Raw genomic sequence first — 17,672 nt, forward strand, 5'->3', positions numbered from 1 at the left:
CCTGCCTTGCAGGCGTTTTGCCCGTGGGTCTGGATTAGAACACCGATGAATTTATTAAAATCGCTGGCCGCCGTCAGCTCGATGACCATGTTTTCGCGTGTGCTTGGCTTCGCACGTGACGCAATTGTCGCCAGAATCTTTGGCGCAGGGATGGCAACCGACGCCTTTTTCGTCGCTTTTAAACTTCCTAACTTGTTGCGCCGTATTTTTGCCGAAGGGGCATTTTCCCAGGCATTTGTACCGATTCTGGCGGAATATAAAAGCAAGCAGGGTGAAGACGCCACGCGGGTCTTTGTCTCTTATGTTTCTGGCCTGCTGACACTTGCGCTGGCGGTTGTGACGGTCGCTGGCATGCTCGCTGCACCGTGGGTGATCATGGTGACCGCGCCTGGCTTCGCTGACACTGCCGACAAATTTGCCCTGACCAGCCAGCTACTAAAGATAACCTTTCCCTATATCTTGCTGATCTCCCTGGCGTCGCTGGTGGGAGCGATTCTGAATACCTGGAACCGCTTCTCAATTCCGGCGTTTGCCCCGACATTGCTCAATATCAGCATGATTGGCTTTGCGCTGTTTGCCGCGCCGTACTTTAATCCACCGGTGCTGGCGCTGGCCTGGGCTGTTACGGTCGGCGGCATCCTGCAGCTGGTGTATCAGCTACCGCATCTGAAGAAGATCGGCATGCTGGTTTTGCCACGCATTAACTTCCACGATGCCGGAGCAATGCGCGTGGTGAAACAGATGGGACCGGCGATCCTTGGCGTCTCTGTGAGCCAGATCTCCTTAATCATCAACACCATTTTTGCCTCGTTTCTTGCTTCCGGTTCGGTGTCTTGGATGTATTACGCCGACCGCTTAATGGAGTTTCCGTCCGGTGTACTGGGCGTGGCGCTTGGCACCATTTTGCTGCCGTCGCTGTCGAAAAGTTTTGCCAGTGGCAATCATGATGAATACAACCGTTTGATGGACTGGGGGCTGCGTCTTTGTTTCCTGTTGGCGCTGCCGAGTGCGGTTGCGTTGGGCATTCTTTCCGGTCCGTTAACCGTTTCGCTGTTCCAGTACGGTAAATTTACCGCCTTTGATGCGCTGATGACCCAGCGGGCGTTAATTGCCTACTCGGTGGGTTTGATTGGCCTGATTGTAGTGAAAGTGTTGGCTCCTGGCTTTTATTCCCGCCAGGACATTAAAACGCCAGTGAAAATTGCCATCGTTACGCTGATTTTAACGCAATTGATGAACCTGGCGTTTATCGGTCCGTTGAAACATGCCGGGCTGTCACTTTCTATTGGTCTGGCGGCGTGTCTGAATGCTTCGCTGCTTTACTGGCAGTTGCGTAAGCAGAAAATCTTTACCCCGCAACCTGGCTGGATGGCGTTTCTGTTGCGTCTGGTAGTGGCGGTACTGGTGATGTCGGGCGTGCTTTTAGGTATGTTACATATCATGCCGGAGTGGTCATTGGGTACCATGCCCTGGCGCTTACTGCGTTTAATGGCGGTCGTGCTGGCGGGGATTGCCGCGTACTTCGCTGCACTGGCGGTACTGGGCTTCAAAGTTAAAGAATTTGCCCGCCGGACGGTGTAACAATGCATTCCGGCCTGCAGTGCAGGCCGGAGATAATCTTCAGATCGAAATCTTTTTACTGCCGCGATGGGTTGTTGAGGTCTGACCGTTCGCCCCATATAGCGTCGGTTCCTGATGCGGTTTCAACATTTCCAGCGCCTGTTGATTGCGCTCAATCTGTCCTTCCAGTAACCAGCCGTTATGTTGATTCATTTGACGTAGTTGCTGCGTTTTCACAGTAATTTCCTGCCAGCGTTGACTAATATCAACGCTATTTGCTGAATTGGGTTCTTTCCTGCGTAACTGTTCGAGGTAATCCAGCGTCGCCAGCAGTGAGCTTTTTTGTTCTGTAATCCATTGCAACTGGCTGCCGTTGATCTGCCCCATTGAGAGATGTTGCTGCTCTTGATCCATTACCGTTTTGAGATCGTTAAGCACAGCGGACATCTGGTCGAGGATCTCTGCAAGACGCGTCATACGATCAGTTACTCTGCAAGTCTTGCTGCGCTTCGTTGATCAGCGCATCGGCAATTTTGCCGGTGTCCATTTTTAGTTCACCGTTACGAATCGCCAGCTTTAACGCTTCGACACGTTCAGGATTGATATCACTGCTGCCGGGTTGCATCAGTTTTGCTTGCGCGTCGCTTAACGTCACACTGGTGCTGGTGGCGGCGGTTGTTTTTGCCGCCCGGGTATTCGTTACCGGCGCGTCAGTGGTTTCACGCGGTTGAACGGTGCTTACGGGCTTCAGAGGTGAAGTGCGGTCAATACTCATGGTTTATTCCTCATTGAGGGCGCTTTTATCATGTGTTGCTTATTTATCGGCAAGGGACGGGTAATCTTTAACAGCTTACAGGTTTATAAGAATATTCCCATCTGCATCAACAACGCCGCTGACCACCTGTCCCGATACCATGCGCACCCGCGCATTCTGTGCGACGGCAGCATTGTTCAGCGCCTGACCTTCTGCGTTGGCGCTAAACCCATCACCGCTGGCGATCACGTTGACGCGTTGTCCCGCTTTTACCCGCCATGCCTGGCGAAACTGGGTTAACTGGATAGGTTGATCGGGTGATATATCGCGCAGGCTAACGGCATCAACAAGTTGATTGATATCCAGCACCGTACGCGGTGGCAGGGTATCCAGCCTGCCGCGTTTCAGTTTGACATTGCCAGCTTCCAGTTTTCCTCCCCGCACAATGGGCATCGCGGCAACCACATAATTTCCTGTAGCCTGCACATTAACTTGTAAATATCGTTTGTCGTTACCGCAGCGAGCCAACACATTCACATTGCCCCACAGGCGGGAATTATTGCTCATCGAAAGCAATGGCTGCTCGCACGGCGGTAGTAGATTGGGCGCTGTACGAATAGAAACACGAACCTCATCACTTACCCCCGCGAGCTGGGCGCTAAAAAAGGTGTGCAATTGCGATGTGAGATTGCTCGCCGCACTTAACGGACTGAACAGTATCGCGATGATCGCCACGCGACGTTTTATTGCCAGCATTTTCGCCCCCCAGCCATTTCTACAACGTGAATTGTACCTGTCCGCAATGACCATCAACGGCATAAATAGCGACCCATTTTGCGTTTATTCCGCCGATAACGCGCGCGTAAAGGCATTTAAGCTGATGGCAGAATTTTGATACCTGCGGAGGAGATATGCTCGATAAGCTCGACGCCGCCTTACGTTTTCAACAAGAGGCGCTCAATCTGCGCGCCCAGCGTCAGGAAGTGCTGGCAGCAAACATCGCCAATGCCGATACCCCTGGTTATCAGGCTCGCGATATCGATTTTGCCAGTGAACTTAAAAAAGTCATGCAACGTGGACGGGATGCAACAAGTGTGGTTGCACTGACGATGACCTCAACGCAACACATTCCGGCGCAGGCGCTGACGCCTCCTACCGCAGAACTGCAATACCGTATTCCGGACCAGCCTTCGCTTGACGGTAATACTGTCGATATGGATCGTGAACGCACCCAGTTTGCCGATAACAGCCTGCAATACCAGATGAGCCTTAGCGCGTTGAGCGGGCAGATCAAAGGCATGATGAACGTTTTACAGAGCGGAAATTAACGGATGGCACTGCTGAATATTTTTGATATCGCCGGGTCGGCGTTAACTGCCCAATCCCAGCGCCTGAACGTGGCGGCCAGTAATCTGGCGAATGCTGATAGCGTGACCGGTCCCGATGGACAGCCATATCGGGCAAAACAGGTGGTATTCCAGGTTAACGCTGCGCCAGGTGCTGCGACAGGCGGCGTAAAGGTGGCCGATGTTATAGAAAGTCAGGCCCCGGACAAACTGGTTTATGAACCGGGTAATCCGCTAGCGGATGCAAAGGGCTACGTGAAAATGCCAAACGTTGATGTCGTCGGGGAGATGGTTAACACCATGTCGGCGTCACGCAGCTATCAGGCCAATGTTGAAGTGCTCAACACGGTGAAAAGCATGATGCTGAAAACCCTTACGCTCGGCCAATAAAGGAGAAAGCTATGTCCATTGCGGTAACCACCACCGATCCGACAAATACCGGCGTCAGCACCACCAGTAGTAGTTCGCTCACGGGCAGCAACGCCGCAGATTTACAAAGCAGTTTTCTGACTTTGCTGGTGGCGCAGCTGAAAAACCAGGACCCGACCAATCCAATGGAAAACAACGAGCTGACGTCGCAATTGGCTCAAATCAGCACGGTCAGCGGGATTGAAAAACTCAATACCACGCTCGGATCTATTTCCGGACAGATTGATAACAGCCAGTCGTTACAGGCCAGTAACCTGATCGGTCACGGCGTGATGATCCCCGGCACCACTGTTCTTGCGGGAACCGGCAGTGAAGAAGGGGCTATGACCACGACCACGCCGTTTGGTGTTGAGCTGCAACAGGCGGCAGACAAAGTTACGGCCACCATCACCGATAAAAACGGTGCGGTTGTCCGTACCATTGATATCGGTGAACTGACTGCCGGAGTCCACAGTTTCACCTGGGACGGTACGTTGACTGACGGCAGCACTGCGCCGAACGGTTCTTACAACGTAGCGATTAGCGCCAGTAACGGTGGTACACAACTGGTTGCCCAGCCGTTGCAGTTTGCTCTGGTGCAGGGTGTGATCCGCGGCAACAACGGTAATACGCTGGATCTCGGCACTTACGGCACCACCACCCTCGACGAAGTACGGCAGATAATTTAAGCCTTCACATTTCAGGAGTCAGTCATGGCCTTTTCTCAAGCGGTTAGCGGATTAAACGCTGCCGCCACCAACCTCGATGTTATTGGCAACAATATCGCCAACTCCGCCACCTACGGCTTTAAATCAGGCACGGCCTCTTTTGCCGATATGTTTGCCGGTTCGAAAGTGGGACTGGGGGTAAAAGTTGCCGGTATCACTCAGGACTTTACCGATGGCACGACCACCAACACCGGGCGTGGTCTGGACGTTGCTATCAGCCAGAACGGTTTTTTCCGTCTGGTAGACAGCAACGGTTCGGTGTTCTACAGCCGTAACGGACAATTTAAGCTGGATGAAAACCGTAACCTGGTGAATATGCAAGGTTTACAGCTGACGGGTTACCCGGCAACCGGTACGCCGCCGACTATTCAGCAAGGGGCGAATCCGACCAATATTTCGATCCCGAATACCCTGATGGCAGCGAAAACTACCACCACGGCGTCGATGCAGATCAACCTGAATTCCAGTGATCCGCTTCCCTCTGTTAACGCATTTGATGCCAGCAATGCGGATAGCTATAACAAAAAAGGTTCGGTGACTGTTTTCGATAGTCAGGGTAATGCTCATGACATGAGCGTCTACTTTGTGAAGACCGGGGATAATAACTGGCAGGTCTACACCCAGGATAGTAGTGATCCAAACAGCATTGCGAAGACAGCGACAACACTGGTGTTTAATGCCAATGGCGTTCTGACCTCAGATCCAACAGCGAATATTTCCACTGGCGCAATTAACGGCGCAGATCCCGCCACGTTTAGCCTGAGTTTCCTCAACTCCATGCAGCAAAATACCGGTGCTAACAACATTGTGGCAACCACCCAGAACGGCTACAAACCGGGCGATCTGGTGAGTTATCAAATCAATGATGACGGTACGGTTGTCGGCAACTATTCCAACGAACAAACCCAACTGCTGGGGCAGATTGTACTGGCGAACTTTGCCAACAACGAAGGTCTGGCATCCGAAGGCGACAACGTCTGGTCTGCGACGCAATCTTCTGGCGTGGCACTGTTGGGGACAGCCGGGACGGGCAACTTTGGCACCCTGACCAACGGTGCGCTGGAAGCGTCCAACGTCGATCTCAGTAAAGAACTGGTCAATATGATCGTTGCCCAGCGTAACTATCAGTCTAACGCCCAGACCATCAAAACCCAGGACCAGATCCTCAACACGCTGGTTAACTTACGCTAATCGCTGACGGGATAGCTCAATGGATCACGCAATTTATACCGCGATGGGAGCAGCCAGCCAGACGCTGAATCAACAGGCGGTAACTGCCAGTAATCTGGCCAATGCCTCAACGCCCGGTTTTCGCGCGCAGTTAAACGCCTTGCGCGCAGTGCCGGTGGAAGGGCTTTCACTGCCTACGCGCACGCTGGTAACGGCGTCAACGCCGGGTGCAGACATGACGCCCGGCAAGATGGATTACACCTCGCGCCCGCTGGACGTTGCGTTGCAGCAGGATGGCTGGCTGGCCGTGCAGACCGCTGACGGTAGCGAAGGGTATACGCGTAATGGCAGCATTCAGGTTGATCCCACCGGGCAACTGATAATTCAGGGGCATCCGGTGATAGGCGAGGCGGGGCCAATTGCTGTGCCGGAAGGGGCGGAAATCACTATTGCTGCCGATGGCACAATCTCGGCGCTGAATCCGGGCGATCCGGCAAATACGGTTGCGCCAGTGGGGCGTCTGAAACTGGTGAAAGCCACGGGCAGCGAAGTGCAGCGCGGTGACGACGGCATTTTTCGTTTAAGCGCGGAAAGCCAGGCCACGCGTGGGCCGGTACTGCAGGCAGATCCAACCTTGCGTGTGATGTCGGGAGTTCTGGAAGGCAGTAACGTCAATGCCGTTGCGGCAATGAGCGACATGATTGCCAGCGCGCGGCGTTTTGAAATGCAGATGAAGGTGATCAGCAGCGTCGATGATAACGCAGGCCGTGCCAACCAACTGCTGTCGATGAGTTAATTAATCGATTGATGACATTGCAATAAAAGCGCGCGGACTATTCTCTCGCCCATTTTGGGAGAGGTTAGGGTGAGGGGAAATGCGCACCGCCGCGTGCTTCTGCTCTGCTTGTCAGCAATCCACTAAAGGACATTTTATGATCAGTTCATTATGGATCGCCAAAACGGGCCTGGATGCCCAGCAAACCAATATGGACGTCATTGCCAACAACCTGGCAAACGTCAGTACCAACGGTTTTAAGCGTCAGCGCGCGGTGTTTGAAGATCTGCTGTATCAAACCATTCGCCAGCCGGGGGCACAGTCTTCCGAACAAACCACCTTACCCTCCGGATTACAAATCGGCACGGGTGTACGCCCGGTCGCCACTGAACGCTTACACAGCCAGGGCAACCTGTCGCAAACCAATAACAGCAAAGATGTCGCGATTAAAGGGCAGGGCTTTTTCCAGGTGATGTTGCCAGATGGCTCATCAGCCTATACCCGTGACGGCTCTTTCCAGGTGGATCAGAACGGGCAGCTGGTGACGGCTGGTGGTTTTCAGGTGCAGCCAGCGATCACCATTCCGGCGAATGCGTTAAGTATCACCATCGGTCGTGATGGCGTGGTCAGCGTAACCCAACAAGGCCAGGCAGCTCCGGTTCAGGTTGGGCAGCTCAATCTCACCACCTTTATGAATGATACCGGACTGGAGAGTATTGGCGAAAACCTCTACACCGAAACGCAATCCTCCGGTGCACCGAACGAAAGCACGCCGGGCCTGAACGGCGCGGGACTGCTGTATCAAGGGTATGTTGAAACGTCTAACGTCAACGTGGCGGAAGAACTTGTCAATATGATTCAGGTGCAACGCGCTTACGAAATCAACAGTAAAGCGGTATCCACCACCGATCAGATGCTGCAAAAACTGACGCAACTCTAAGGCATAACCGGTGGCAGATTCACCGGTTTACTGATTTTTGAAGATGATAGCCATGCAAAAAAACGCTGCGCATACTTATGCCATTTCCAGCTTGTTGGTGCTTTCACTAACCGGCTGCGCCTGGATACCCTCCACGCCGCTGGTGCAGGGGGCGACCAGTGCACAACCGGTTCCCGGTCCGACGCCCGTCGCCAACGGGTCTATTTTCCAGTCTGCTCAGCCGATTAACTATGGCTATCAACCGCTGTTTGAAGATCGTCGACCACGCAATATTGGCGATACGCTGACCATCGTGTTGCAGGAGAACGTCAGCGCCAGCAAAAGCTCCTCTGCGAATGCCAGCCGTGACGGTAAAACTAATTTTGGCTTTGATACTGTGCCGCGCTATTTGCAGGGGCTGTTTGGTAACGCTCGTGCCGATGTCGAAGCCTCCGGTGGTAACACGTTCAACGGAAAGGGCGGGGCCAATGCCAGCAATACCTTTAGCGGCACGTTGACGGTGACGGTTGACCAGGTACTGGTCAACGGCAACCTACATGTGGTGGGTGAAAAACAGATTGCCATTAATCAGGGTACCGAATTTATTCGCTTCTCTGGCGTGGTTAATCCACGCACCATCAGCGGCAGCAATACCGTACCGTCTACTCAGGTGGCGGATGCGCGCATTGAATACGTAGGCAATGGCTACATTAACGAAGCGCAAAATATGGGCTGGTTGCAGCGTTTCTTCCTTAACCTGTCGCCAATGTAAGTGAGGCTGTGGTGATTAAATTTCTCTCTGCATTAATTCTTCTACTGGTTATCACGGCAGCTCAGGCTGAGCGTATTCGCGATCTCACCAGTGTTCAGGGGGTAAGGCAAAACTCACTGATTGGCTATGGCCTGGTGGTGGGGCTTGATGGTACAGGTGACCAGACAACTCAGACGCCGTTTACCACACAAACGCTTAATAACATGCTCTCACAGCTGGGAATTACCGTTCCGACGGGCACCAATATGCAGCTAAAAAACGTCGCTGCGGTAATGGTGACGGCGTCACTTCCGCCGTTTGGACGCCAGGGGCAAACCATTGACGTGGTGGTTTCTTCTATGGGAAATGCCAAAAGTCTGCGTGGCGGTACGTTATTGATGACACCGCTTAAGGGCGTTGACAGTCAGGTGTATGCGCTGGCGCAGGGCAATATTCTGGTTGGCGGCGCAGGGGCCTCCGCTGGCGGTAGCAGTGTTCAGGTGAACCAACTGAACGGTGGACGGATCACCAATGGTGCGGTTATTGAACGTGAATTGCCCAGCCAGTTTGGCGTCGGGAATACCCTTAATTTGCAACTTAACGACGAAGATTTCAGTATGGCGCAGCAAATCGCTGACACCATCAACCGCGTGCGTGGATATGGCAGCGCCACCGCGTTAGATGCGCGGACTATTCAGGTGCGCGTACCGAGTGGCAACAGTTCCCAGGTCCGTTTCCTTGCCGATATCCAGAATATGCAGGTTAATGTTACCCCGCAGGACGCTAAAGTAGTGATTAACTCGCGCACTGGTTCGGTGGTGATGAATCGCGAAGTGACCCTCGACAGCTGCGCGGTAGCGCAGGGGAATCTCTCGGTTACGGTAAATCGGCAGGCCAATGTCAGCCAGCCAGATACACCGTTTGGTGGCGGGCAGACTGTGGTTACTCCACAAACGCAGATCGATTTACGCCAGAGCGGCGGTTCGCTGCAAAGCGTACGTTCCAGCGCCAGCCTCAATAACGTGGTGCGTGCGCTCAATGCGCTGGGCGCTACGCCGATGGATCTGATGTCCATACTGCAATCAATGCAAAGTGCGGGATGTCTGCGGGCAAAACTGGAAATCATCTGATGATCAGCGACAGCAAACTACTGGCAAGTGCGGCCTGGGATGCACAATCGCTCAACGAACTTAAGGCGAAAGCGGGCGAAGATCCGGCGGCAAATATCCGTCCGGTGGCCCGCCAGGTGGAAGGGATGTTCGTGCAGATGATGTTGAAAAGCATGCGCGACGCTTTACCAAAAGATGGCCTGTTCAGCAGCGAGCACACTCGCCTGTATACCAGTATGTATGACCAGCAGATTGCCCAACAGATGACGGCGGGCAAAGGTCTGGGGCTGGCAGAGATGATGGTTAAACAGATGACGCCAGAACAACCATTGCCAGAGGAGTCCATGCCAGCAGCACCGATGAAATTCCCGCTCGAAACCGTGGTGCGTTATCAAAATCAGACGCTTTCGCAGCTGGTGCAAAAGGCCGTACCACGTAACTACGATGATTCGCTGCCGGGTGACAGTAAAGCATTCCTCGCGCAACTCTCGTTGCCCGCCCAACTGGCAAGCCAGCAAAGCGGTGTGCCACATCATTTGATCCTCGCTCAGGCGGCGCTGGAATCTGGCTGGGGACAACGGCAAATCCGCCGTGAAAACGGCGAGCCGAGCTATAACCTGTTTGGCGTCAAAGCCTCTGGCAACTGGAAAGGGCCAGTCACTGAAATCACCACGACTGAATATGAAAATGGCGAAGCGAAGAAAGTAAAAGCGAAGTTTCGGGTCTACAGCTCGTATCTGGAAGCATTGTCGGATTACGTTGGGCTGTTAACGCGTAACCCGCGCTACGCCGCCGTGACGACCGCCGCGAGTGCGGAGCAGGGGGCGCAGGCCCTACAGGACGCGGGCTATGCCACCGATCCTCACTATGCCCGCAAACTCACCAGCATGATTCAGCAGATGAAATCGATAAGCGACAAGGTGAGCAAAACCTACAGCATGAACATTGATAATCTGTTCTGAATAACTCAAGTCCGGCGGGTCGCTGCCGATAATACTCTGTAATTGAAGGCTTATAAGGAACCTCCATGTCCAGCTTGATCAATAACGCCATGAGCGGACTGAACGCGGCCCAGGCGGCGTTAAATACGGCAAGTAATAATATCTCCAGCTATAACGTTGCCGGATATACCCGCCAAACCACTATTATGGCGCAGGCCAATAGCACGTTGGGCGCTGGCGGCTGGGTTGGCAATGGCGTCTACGTTTCTGGTGTGCAGCGTGAGTATGATGCGTTTATTACCAACCAGTTACGTGCTGCGCAGACGCAAAGTAGCGGCCTGACTGCCCGCTATGAGCAGATGTCGAAAATCGACAATATGCTCTCCACCAGTACCTCTTCGTTGGCAACACAGATGCAGGATTTCTTCACCAGCCTGCAAACGCTGGTGAGTAACGCGGAAGACCCGGCAGCGCGCCAGGCGCTGATTGGGAAATCAGAAGGGTTGGTGAATCAGTTTAAAACCACCGATCAATATCTGCGCGACCAGGACAAACAGGTCAATATCGCGATAGGTGCCAGCGTTGATCAGATCAACAATTACGCTAAACAAATCGCCAGCCTGAACGATCAGATCTCCCGCCTGACAGGCGTGGGGGCAGGGGCGTCACCTAACAATCTGCTGGATCAACGCGATCAACTGGTGAGCGAATTAAACCAGATTGTTGGCGTAGAAGTCAGCGTTCAGGATGGTGGCACTTATAACATCACGATGGCCAATGGCTACTCACTGGTTCAGGGAAGTACGGCGCGGCAGCTGGCGGCAGTTCCTTCCAGCGCCGACCCTTCTCGTACGACTGTCGCTTATATTGATGGGACGGCTGGCAATATTGAGATCCCGGAGAAATTGCTGAATACCGGGTCGCTGGGCGGCATTCTGACATTCCGTTCTCAGGATCTGGACCAGACGCGTAATACGCTCGGACAACTGGCGCTGGCATTTGCCGAGGCTTTCAACACCCAACACAAAGCCGGATTTGATGCTAACGGCGATGCCGGTGAAGATTTCTTTGCTATCGGTAAGCCCGCGGTTCTGCAAAACACGAAAAACAAAGGTGACGTTGCGATCGGTGCAACGGTAACTGATGCCTCCGCGGTACTGGCGACAGATTACAAAATCTCGTTCGATAATAATCAGTGGCAGGTCACCCGCCTTGCCAGCAATACCACTTTTACGGTGACGCCGGATGCCAACGGTAAAGTGGCATTTGATGGTCTGGAGTTGACGTTTACAGGAACGCCTGCCGTTAACGACAGCTTCACGTTGAAACCGGTAAGTGACGCCATCGTCAACATGGATGTATTAATCACTGACGAAGCGAAAATCGCCATGGCGAGCGAAGAAGATGTGGGTGATAGCGACAACCGCAACGGTCAGGCCCTGCTGGATCTGCAAAGCAACAGTAAAACGGTGGGCGGTGCGAAATCCTTTAACGACGCTTATGCCTCGTTAGTGAGTGATATCGGTAATAAAACCGCGACGTTGAAAACCAGTAGCGCCACGCAAGGTAATGTGGTGACGCAGCTTTCCAATCAGCAGCAGTCGATTTCCGGTGTCAATCTCGATGAGGAGTACGGAAATCTGCAACGTTTTCAGCAGTATTATCTGGCGAATGCGCAGGTTCTGCAGACGGCAAACGCGATTTTTGATGCGCTGATTAACATTCGCTAAGGGGAGATAAAATGCGTTTCAGTACCCAGATGATGTACCAGCAAAACATGCGCGGCATCACCAATTCTCAGGCAGAATGGATGAAGTACGGTGAACAGATGTCGACGGGTAAGCGAGTCGTTAACCCTTCAGATGATCCCATTGCTGCATCACAAGCTGTTGTTCTCTCCCAGGCACAGGCGCAAAACAGCCAGTACACGCTGGCGCGTACTTTCGCCACTCAAAAAGTGTCACTGGAAGAGAGTGTACTTAGCCAGGTCACCACTGCTATCCAGAATGCTCAGGAAAAAATTGTCTACGCCAGCAATGGCACCTTGAGTGACGATGACCGGGCCTCGCTGGCTACGGATATTCAGGGGCTTCGTGACCAGTTGCTGAATCTGGCGAACACCACTGACGGTAACGGGCGCTACATTTTTGCCGGTTATAAAACAGAATCCGCACCGTTTAGCGAGGTGGATGGCAAATACGAAGGCGGAGCAGAAAGTATTAAACAACAGGTCGATGCTTCGCGTTCGATGGTGATAGGGCACACGGGGGACAAAATTTTCGACAGTATTACCAGCAACGCGGTAGCGGAACCAGACGGTAGCGCTTCTGAAACCAATCTTTTTGCCATGCTGGATAGCGCCATCGCAGCCCTGAAAACGCCGGTCGCGGATAGCGAAGCGGATAAAGAAACCGCCGCTGCGGCACTGGATAAAACCAACCGCGGACTGAAAAACTCGCTGAACAATGTGCTGACTGTTCGCGCGGAATTAGGCACGCAGCTGAACGAACTGGAGTCGCTGGATTCATTAGGTAGCGATCGCGCTTTAGGGCAAACGCAGCAGATGAGCGATCTGGTTGATGTGGACTGGAATGCAACTATTTCATCTTACATCATGCAGCAAACGGCATTGCAGGCGTCGTATAAAGCATTTACCGATATGCAGGGATTGTCGCTCTTCCAGCTCAACAAATAATTTCGCTTTAAAACATATCATGAAACTGGGTATGTTTTGTCTGCCTGCTCTGGGATCGCCGGGGCGGGCATTTTTTTGCATGAGACATAACGAACTATTTAAGACATTCCTGCAAATCAGCCAATGTTGCCATCAGTATCATAGAATCGACAGGCGATGGTTCAAACCCCACTCGCAGATAAAACTCACGGGCCTGGTCTGATAACGCATGGACCAACATTCCGCGAATACCAATGACTTCAGCCGCCTGTAGTACTCGTAGACCGGCATCTCTGACCATCGCACGACCGATGCCCTGACCCTGTAATGATTTATCTATTGCCAGACGACCAAGTACTACAACAGGGATCGGTTCTGGCATATTTCGGCGAAATCGTCCTGTCGCGACATACGTTTCAACGGCGCTGGAAGCAAGCGAATAATATGCCAAAACGTTGCTATACGTATCACAGCTAACAAATGTACGTGATGCGCCGGCAAGCTGATTTTTTAGGGCTCTCTGCTTTAGCCAGTTATCCATCGTTTCTACTCCCGAGCAAAAAGAGGTGAATTGATGCCTTGCCATGAGTGGCTCGGGGGCCTGAATCATTTTTTTTGCTCCCACGGCGCGGGTGTTTGCATGGTTTTGCGTAATGCAGCATTGGGCGCGGGGGGCTGATCCAGACGATTCAAAAATAGCTGGTAATCATCAGAATCGATCCTGAAAATTCTCTGCTCAATGAGCGCCTCTTCAGCTGCGGCTCTGGCGGCCTCAAGGACAAATTCGGTGCGATTTTTTCCTCGGGCTTTAGCGGCCCGGTCAATAAGATCGCGTTCTGCGGGTTTTATGCGCAAGTTTAAAGATTCGCGCCTGGCTGGAATGTTATTGGCTGCTGGCATAAATATATCCTTCGGCTTTGCGTGGATGATAATTATACAGCACATGTAACGCTAATGTCATTACAGCAAAGATGCTACCCCTGAAATAAAAAAGCCCTGGCAGTTACCAGGGCTTGATTACTTGAGCTAATTATTACTCAACAGGTTGCGGACGCGCAGGAGCGGCAGAGGCATGATGCGTTGCCGTATGACCACCTGCGGCACCTTTGCCTTCGAAGGCAAAAGTAGGGCGCTGCCAGTCACTGTGACGCGGTGCCTCCGGAACATATTCCGGTGCCGGAGCGCGCGTCATTGGCGCGGTAGCGTGGTTATGCTCAACGGTGATCTCTGGTTCAACCGCGGCTACCGTTTCAACTTCTGCTGCGACTTCAGCGACGACTGGCGCGGCAGGTTGAGCAACAACTTCAGGTTCAGCAACCACAACCTCAGCAGTTTCGGCAACTTCTTCAATATCAGCCGTCTCTTCCTGCGGTTCAACCACCGGTTCTGCGTGTTCTGCAACTTCCTGGGCTACGGCAACATCAGACTCGGTAATCACCTGCGGCTGTTCAGTTACCGCGGCGGCAATTACTTCAGGATGCGTCGTTTCAGCCACTTCCAGTTGCGGTTCGGCAACCTGAACGGGGGCTTCTACAACTTCAGCCACTTCTTCAACAACCGGTGCGCTAACAACAGGTTCGACAGCGGCGGCGACAGGGACCTCAGTCACCATCGGCTGCACTTGTACTTCTTCCTGTTCGCGCTGCTCTTCGACCTGTACATCTTGCGGACGTACAATTGGATAGCGGATCCAGACTTTGCCAGAGGCCAGTTCCGGAGATGCGCACGCTACGGTCAACGGCATTGGCGATTGGGTTGGATAACGCTCGTCACGATAGCGACGACGACGCTGACCACTCACGCGCAGGTGACGAGGCGAGCGGCGAGAACGACGCGGCATGCCACCGTTGTCACGGTTATCGGCATTGTTCTCTTCTTGCTGTTCTGGTGCAGCTTGCGCTACGACTGGCAGCGGGACTTTCACCAGTTCTGTGCGTGGAGCTGGCGCTTCCTGAACAATTGGTTCGGCAGCGACAGTTTCTTCAACCACCGGTGCGACTACCGCTTCTTCGGCTACGCTTTGCTCGTAACGCACTTTCTGATTGAGCTGACGCTGTTTACGACGCGGCTGAACCGGACGTACACGTTCTTCCTGTTCGGTTTCCTGAACAGATTGCTCTTCAACATTCAGCGCCTTCGCTTCTTGTTGCGCCTGACGTTTATCATCGTTACGGCGGCGGCTACGTTCACGACGCGGCGCTTGCTGCTCGTCGGTGGTACGCGCTTTTTCCGTTACCTCAGCCTGCTGACGGCTCTCACGCGTCTCGACAGTCTGCTGCTGTGCTTGGCGACGATTACGACGGTTTTCTTCGCGATTATCGCTGCCTTCTGTACGTTCACTACGGGAGTCGCGGCGCTCATTACGGTCACGGCGGTTGTTCTGACGAGGCTTGCGACGATCCTGTTGACGTTCCGGTTTCGCTTCTGCTTTCGGTGCTGGTTGCTCGGCCGGTTTGGTTTCTTCACCACCGCTGAACAGCGCTTTCAGTGCGCCGAAGAAGCGGCTCAACAACCCTGGTTGTGCAGGAGATGCTGGTGTTGCCGTTGCAGCTTTAGGTGCTGGGGCTACAACAGGCGCGGCAGGTTCAGCTGGGGTTGGCGCTGGCGGCACATCCGGCATGGCAAAGGTTGCCAGCGCAGGTTGTTCCGGACGCTTACGTTCAGCGAACTCTTCTTCAGACGGCAGCGCCATCGCTTCTTCATGCAGCTTCGGCAGCATGTAGCTTAAGGTTGGAGTTTCTTCCCCTTTACGCACGCGCAGCACATGGTAGTGCGGGGTTTCCATCTGATCGTTTGGCACAATCACACAGCGCACGCCGTCCTGACGAGTTTCAATCGCATTCACTGCAGAACGTTTTTCATTCAGCAGGTAAGACGCGATTGGCACAGGAACAATGGCGTGAACTTCCTGAGTGTTCTCTTTCAGCGCTTCTTCTTCGATCAGACGCAGAATAGAGAGCGACAACGATTCGTTGTCACGCACGGTACCGGTACCGGAGCAGCGCGGGCAGACGTGATGGCTGGATTCACCCAGTGATGGGCTCAGACGCTGACGGGACATTTCCAGCAGGCCAAAGCGAGAAATATGGCTGATTTGAATACGCGCACGGTCCTGACGCACCGCTTCACGCAGACGATTTTCTACCGCACGCTGGTGGCGTACTGGCGTCATGTCGATGAAGTCGATAACAATCAGGCCGCCGAGGTCACGCAGGCGCAGCTGACGAGCAATCTCATCGGCAGCTTCGAGGTTGGTGTTAAACGCGGTTTCTTCGATATCGCCGCCGCGGGTCGCGCGTGCGGAGTTGATGTCGATGGCGGTTAACGCTTCGGTGCTGTCGATAACAATGGAACCACCGGATGGCAGACGAACTTCACGCTGGAAGGCGGACTCAATCTGTGACTCGATCTGGTAGTGGCTGAACAGCGGGATCTCGCCGGTGTACAGTTTGATTTTGCTGCTGAAATCCGGGCGACCTAATGCAGCGATATGCTGGCGTGCCAGTTCGAGCACTTTCGGGTTATCGATAAGGATTTCGCCGATGTCCTGACGTAAGTAATCGCGGAATGCGCGAACGATTACGTTGCTCTCCTGATGAATCAGGAACGGAGCCGGGCGGCTTTCAGCGGCTTTTTTGATGGCTTCCCAGTGTTTCAGACGGAAGCTTAAATCCCATTGCAGCGCCTCAGCAGATTTGCCGACGCCAGCGGTGCGCACGATAAGCCCCATGCCTTCCGGCAGTTCAAGGCTTGCCAGTGCTTCTTTTAATTCGGTACGGTCGTCGCCTTCGATACGACGAGAAATGCCACCCGCGCGCGGGTTGTTCGGCATCAGAACCAGATAGCTACCCGCCAGACTGATAAAGGTGGTTAATGCCGCGCCTTTGTTGCCGCGCTCTTCTTTATCGATCTGAACAATGACTTCCTGACCTTCACGCAACACATCTTTAATGTTGGGACGACCATGAGCACTGTAGTTAGCAGGGAAATATTCGCGGGCAATTTCTTTTAGTGGGAGGAAACCGTGACGTTCAGCGCCGTAATCAACAAAAGCAGCTTCCAGACTCGGTTCAATGCGGGTGATTTTACCTTTGTAGATGTTTGCCTTTTTCTGCTCGTGCCCTGGACTTTCGATATCCAGGTCATACAGACGCTGCCCATCTACAAGGGCAACGCGCAACTCTTCCTGCTGAGTTGCGTTGATTAACATTCTTTTCATCGTAACTTACTCATTATTCTTACATTGACGACTAAGCTGCGGGCAAAGTAACGCCTTTCCGGGTGTGAACCGATGGCCTCGTGTCTAGTCGCGTCGCCAACCTCACGGTTATCGTCAGCTCAAAGAGGCGCAGAGTGTCGGTTGCCCGTTTTTCATGCGGAAAAACAGCGCAATTATCAAAGAAACAGACTGGGTATTACTCTCCAGAAATATTTCCATCTACCGGTAAGGACTGCAACCCGCAGCCCGCTAACTGCCTGAAAGATCAATACGTCTTACGCCATTGCTGCGTGGATGATCGGTCGGGCAAAATGGGTT

Annotated in this window: 18 protein-coding genes; 12 read left to right on the forward strand and 6 right to left on the reverse strand. The window is 53.2% G+C overall.

What is annotated here, in order from left to right; genetic code table 11:
* The first annotated feature begins 45 nt into the window (after positions 1-45).
* Entirely contained in the window at positions 46-1,581 is a 1,536-nt protein-coding gene (gene murJ / locus ACJHX7_RS01635) for a murein biosynthesis integral membrane protein MurJ (RefSeq protein WP_001050672.1), read from the forward strand.
* Positions 1,582-1,620: 39 nt separating this feature from the next.
* Here the strand turns inward: murJ and flgN are convergent, their stop codons facing one another.
* From flgN to flgA, 3 genes are all read right to left on the reverse strand, one after another.
* Positions 1,621-2,037 (reverse strand): flagella biosynthesis chaperone FlgN, encoded by a 417-nt coding sequence (flgN, locus tag ACJHX7_RS01640; protein ID WP_000197351.1) that lies wholly within the window; start codon positions 2,035-2,037, stop codon positions 1,621-1,623.
* A 4-nt stretch (positions 2,038-2,041) separates the two neighbouring features.
* Positions 2,042-2,335, reverse strand: coding sequence for a flagellar biosynthesis anti-sigma factor FlgM (flgM, locus tag ACJHX7_RS01645; protein WP_000020883.1), 294 nt, complete (start codon positions 2,333-2,335; stop codon positions 2,042-2,044).
* 75 nt (positions 2,336-2,410) lie between these two features.
* Complete coding sequence (gene flgA, locus ACJHX7_RS01650) at positions 2,411-3,070, reverse strand: flagellar basal body P-ring formation chaperone FlgA (protein ID WP_000879684.1); 660 nt, start codon at positions 3,068-3,070, stop codon at positions 2,411-2,413.
* Positions 3,071-3,225: 155 nt separating this feature from the next.
* On the opposite strand from flgA, the gene flgB reads away from it, so the two are divergent.
* From flgB to flgL, 11 genes are all read left to right on the forward strand, one after another.
* Complete coding sequence (gene flgB, locus ACJHX7_RS01655) at positions 3,226-3,642, forward strand: flagellar basal body rod protein FlgB (RefSeq protein WP_000884702.1); 417 nt, start codon at positions 3,226-3,228, stop codon at positions 3,640-3,642.
* Between the two features lie 3 nt (positions 3,643-3,645).
* Complete coding sequence (flgC, locus tag ACJHX7_RS01660; RefSeq protein WP_001196460.1) at positions 3,646-4,050, forward strand: flagellar basal body rod protein FlgC; 405 nt, start codon at positions 3,646-3,648, stop codon at positions 4,048-4,050.
* 11 nt (positions 4,051-4,061) lie between these two features.
* Positions 4,062-4,757, forward strand: coding sequence for a flagellar hook assembly protein FlgD (gene flgD, locus ACJHX7_RS01665; protein ID WP_094029802.1), 696 nt, complete (start codon positions 4,062-4,064; stop codon positions 4,755-4,757).
* Between the two features lie 24 nt (positions 4,758-4,781).
* On the forward strand, positions 4,782-5,987 hold the full coding sequence (flgE, locus tag ACJHX7_RS01670; RefSeq protein ID WP_000885855.1) for a flagellar hook protein FlgE: 1,206 nt from the start codon (positions 4,782-4,784) through the stop codon (positions 5,985-5,987).
* A 19-nt stretch (positions 5,988-6,006) separates the two neighbouring features.
* Positions 6,007-6,762 carry a flagellar basal-body rod protein FlgF gene (flgF, locus tag ACJHX7_RS01675; RefSeq protein ID WP_000349305.1) on the forward strand — a complete coding sequence of 252 codons (756 nt, stop codon included), beginning with the start codon at positions 6,007-6,009 and terminating at the stop codon, positions 6,760-6,762.
* Between the two features lie 136 nt (positions 6,763-6,898).
* Positions 6,899-7,681 carry a flagellar basal-body rod protein FlgG gene (flgG, locus tag ACJHX7_RS01680; RefSeq protein WP_000625837.1) on the forward strand — a complete coding sequence of 261 codons (783 nt, stop codon included), beginning with the start codon at positions 6,899-6,901 and terminating at the stop codon, positions 7,679-7,681.
* A gap of 52 nt (positions 7,682-7,733) precedes the next feature.
* The gene (gene flgH, locus ACJHX7_RS01685; protein ID WP_001295442.1) at positions 7,734-8,432 is read left to right on the forward strand and encodes a flagellar basal body L-ring protein FlgH; all 699 of its coding nucleotides are present in this window, start codon (positions 7,734-7,736) and stop codon (positions 8,430-8,432) included.
* An 11-nt stretch (positions 8,433-8,443) separates the two neighbouring features.
* Positions 8,444-9,541: a flagellar basal body P-ring protein FlgI gene (gene flgI / locus ACJHX7_RS01690; protein ID WP_000589300.1), complete on the forward strand. Its 1,098-nt coding sequence runs from the start codon at positions 8,444-8,446 to the stop codon at positions 9,539-9,541.
* The gene (gene flgJ, locus ACJHX7_RS01695) at positions 9,541-10,482 is read left to right on the forward strand and encodes a flagellar assembly peptidoglycan hydrolase FlgJ (RefSeq protein ID WP_012311956.1); all 942 of its coding nucleotides are present in this window, start codon (positions 9,541-9,543) and stop codon (positions 10,480-10,482) included. Before flgI ends, flgJ begins: the two co-directional genes overlap by 1 nt.
* Before the next feature lie 65 nt (positions 10,483-10,547).
* Entirely contained in the window at positions 10,548-12,191 is a 1,644-nt protein-coding gene (gene flgK / locus ACJHX7_RS01700; protein WP_094029801.1) for a flagellar hook-associated protein FlgK, read from the forward strand.
* 11 nt (positions 12,192-12,202) lie between these two features.
* Positions 12,203-13,156, forward strand: coding sequence for a flagellar hook-associated protein FlgL (gene flgL, locus ACJHX7_RS01705; protein WP_001212763.1), 954 nt, complete (start codon positions 12,203-12,205; stop codon positions 13,154-13,156).
* 94 nt (positions 13,157-13,250) lie between these two features.
* Here the strand turns inward: flgL and ACJHX7_RS01710 are convergent, their stop codons facing one another.
* The 3 genes from ACJHX7_RS01710 to rne all read right to left on the reverse strand — a co-directional run bounded on the left by ACJHX7_RS01710 (position 13,251) and on the right by rne (position 17,354).
* Positions 13,251-13,745, reverse strand: a complete 495-nt coding sequence (locus ACJHX7_RS01710) for a GNAT family N-acetyltransferase (RefSeq protein WP_000613626.1) — start codon at positions 13,743-13,745, stop codon at positions 13,251-13,253.
* Positions 13,742-14,035 (reverse strand): DUF1778 domain-containing protein, encoded by a 294-nt coding sequence (locus tag ACJHX7_RS01715; protein ID WP_001110446.1) that lies wholly within the window; start codon positions 14,033-14,035, stop codon positions 13,742-13,744. The genes ACJHX7_RS01710 and ACJHX7_RS01715 overlap by 4 nt, the downstream gene beginning before the upstream one ends.
* 133 nt (positions 14,036-14,168) lie before the next feature.
* Positions 14,169-17,354: a ribonuclease E gene (gene rne / locus ACJHX7_RS01720; protein ID WP_077516769.1), complete on the reverse strand. Its 3,186-nt coding sequence runs from the start codon at positions 17,352-17,354 to the stop codon at positions 14,169-14,171.
* Positions 17,355-17,672: the final 318 nt, after the last annotated feature.

This window comes from Escherichia sp. WS1451 (genome assembly GCF_046487365.1).
Taxonomy (GTDB): domain Bacteria; phylum Pseudomonadota; class Gammaproteobacteria; order Enterobacterales; family Enterobacteriaceae; genus Escherichia; species Escherichia coli.

Bases quoted from the DNA above. Each gene is read 5' to 3' on its own strand.
- flgJ (WP_012311956.1), top strand. From the start codon at position 9,541: ATGATCAGCGACAGCAAACTACTGGCAAGTGCGGCCTGGGATGCACAA.
- ACJHX7_RS01715 (WP_001110446.1), bottom strand. From the start codon at position 14,035: ATGCCAGCAGCCAATAACATTCCAGCCAGGCGCGAATCTTTAAACTTG.
- flgG (WP_000625837.1), top strand. From the start codon at position 6,899: ATGATCAGTTCATTATGGATCGCCAAAACGGGCCTGGATGCCCAGCAA.
- flgL (WP_001212763.1), top strand. From the start codon at position 12,203: ATGCGTTTCAGTACCCAGATGATGTACCAGCAAAACATGCGCGGCATC.
- flgD (WP_094029802.1), top strand. From the start codon at position 4,062: ATGTCCATTGCGGTAACCACCACCGATCCGACAAATACCGGCGTCAGC.
- flgE (WP_000885855.1), top strand. From the start codon at position 4,782: ATGGCCTTTTCTCAAGCGGTTAGCGGATTAAACGCTGCCGCCACCAAC.
- ACJHX7_RS01710 (WP_000613626.1), bottom strand. From the start codon at position 13,745: ATGATTCAGGCCCCCGAGCCACTCATGGCAAGGCATCAATTCACCTCT.
- flgM (WP_000020883.1), bottom strand. From the start codon at position 2,335: ATGAGTATTGACCGCACTTCACCTCTGAAGCCCGTAAGCACCGTTCAA.
- murJ (WP_001050672.1), top strand. From the start codon at position 46: ATGAATTTATTAAAATCGCTGGCCGCCGTCAGCTCGATGACCATGTTT.
- flgN (WP_000197351.1), bottom strand. From the start codon at position 2,037: ATGACGCGTCTTGCAGAGATCCTCGACCAGATGTCCGCTGTGCTTAAC.
- flgB (WP_000884702.1), top strand. From the start codon at position 3,226: ATGCTCGATAAGCTCGACGCCGCCTTACGTTTTCAACAAGAGGCGCTC.
- flgF (WP_000349305.1), top strand. From the start codon at position 6,007: ATGGATCACGCAATTTATACCGCGATGGGAGCAGCCAGCCAGACGCTG.
- flgA (WP_000879684.1), bottom strand. From the start codon at position 3,070: ATGCTGGCAATAAAACGTCGCGTGGCGATCATCGCGATACTGTTCAGT.
- rne (WP_077516769.1), bottom strand. From the start codon at position 17,354: ATGAAAAGAATGTTAATCAACGCAACTCAGCAGGAAGAGTTGCGCGTT.
- flgH (WP_001295442.1), top strand. From the start codon at position 7,734: ATGCAAAAAAACGCTGCGCATACTTATGCCATTTCCAGCTTGTTGGTG.
- flgK (WP_094029801.1), top strand. From the start codon at position 10,548: ATGTCCAGCTTGATCAATAACGCCATGAGCGGACTGAACGCGGCCCAG.
- flgC (WP_001196460.1), top strand. From the start codon at position 3,646: ATGGCACTGCTGAATATTTTTGATATCGCCGGGTCGGCGTTAACTGCC.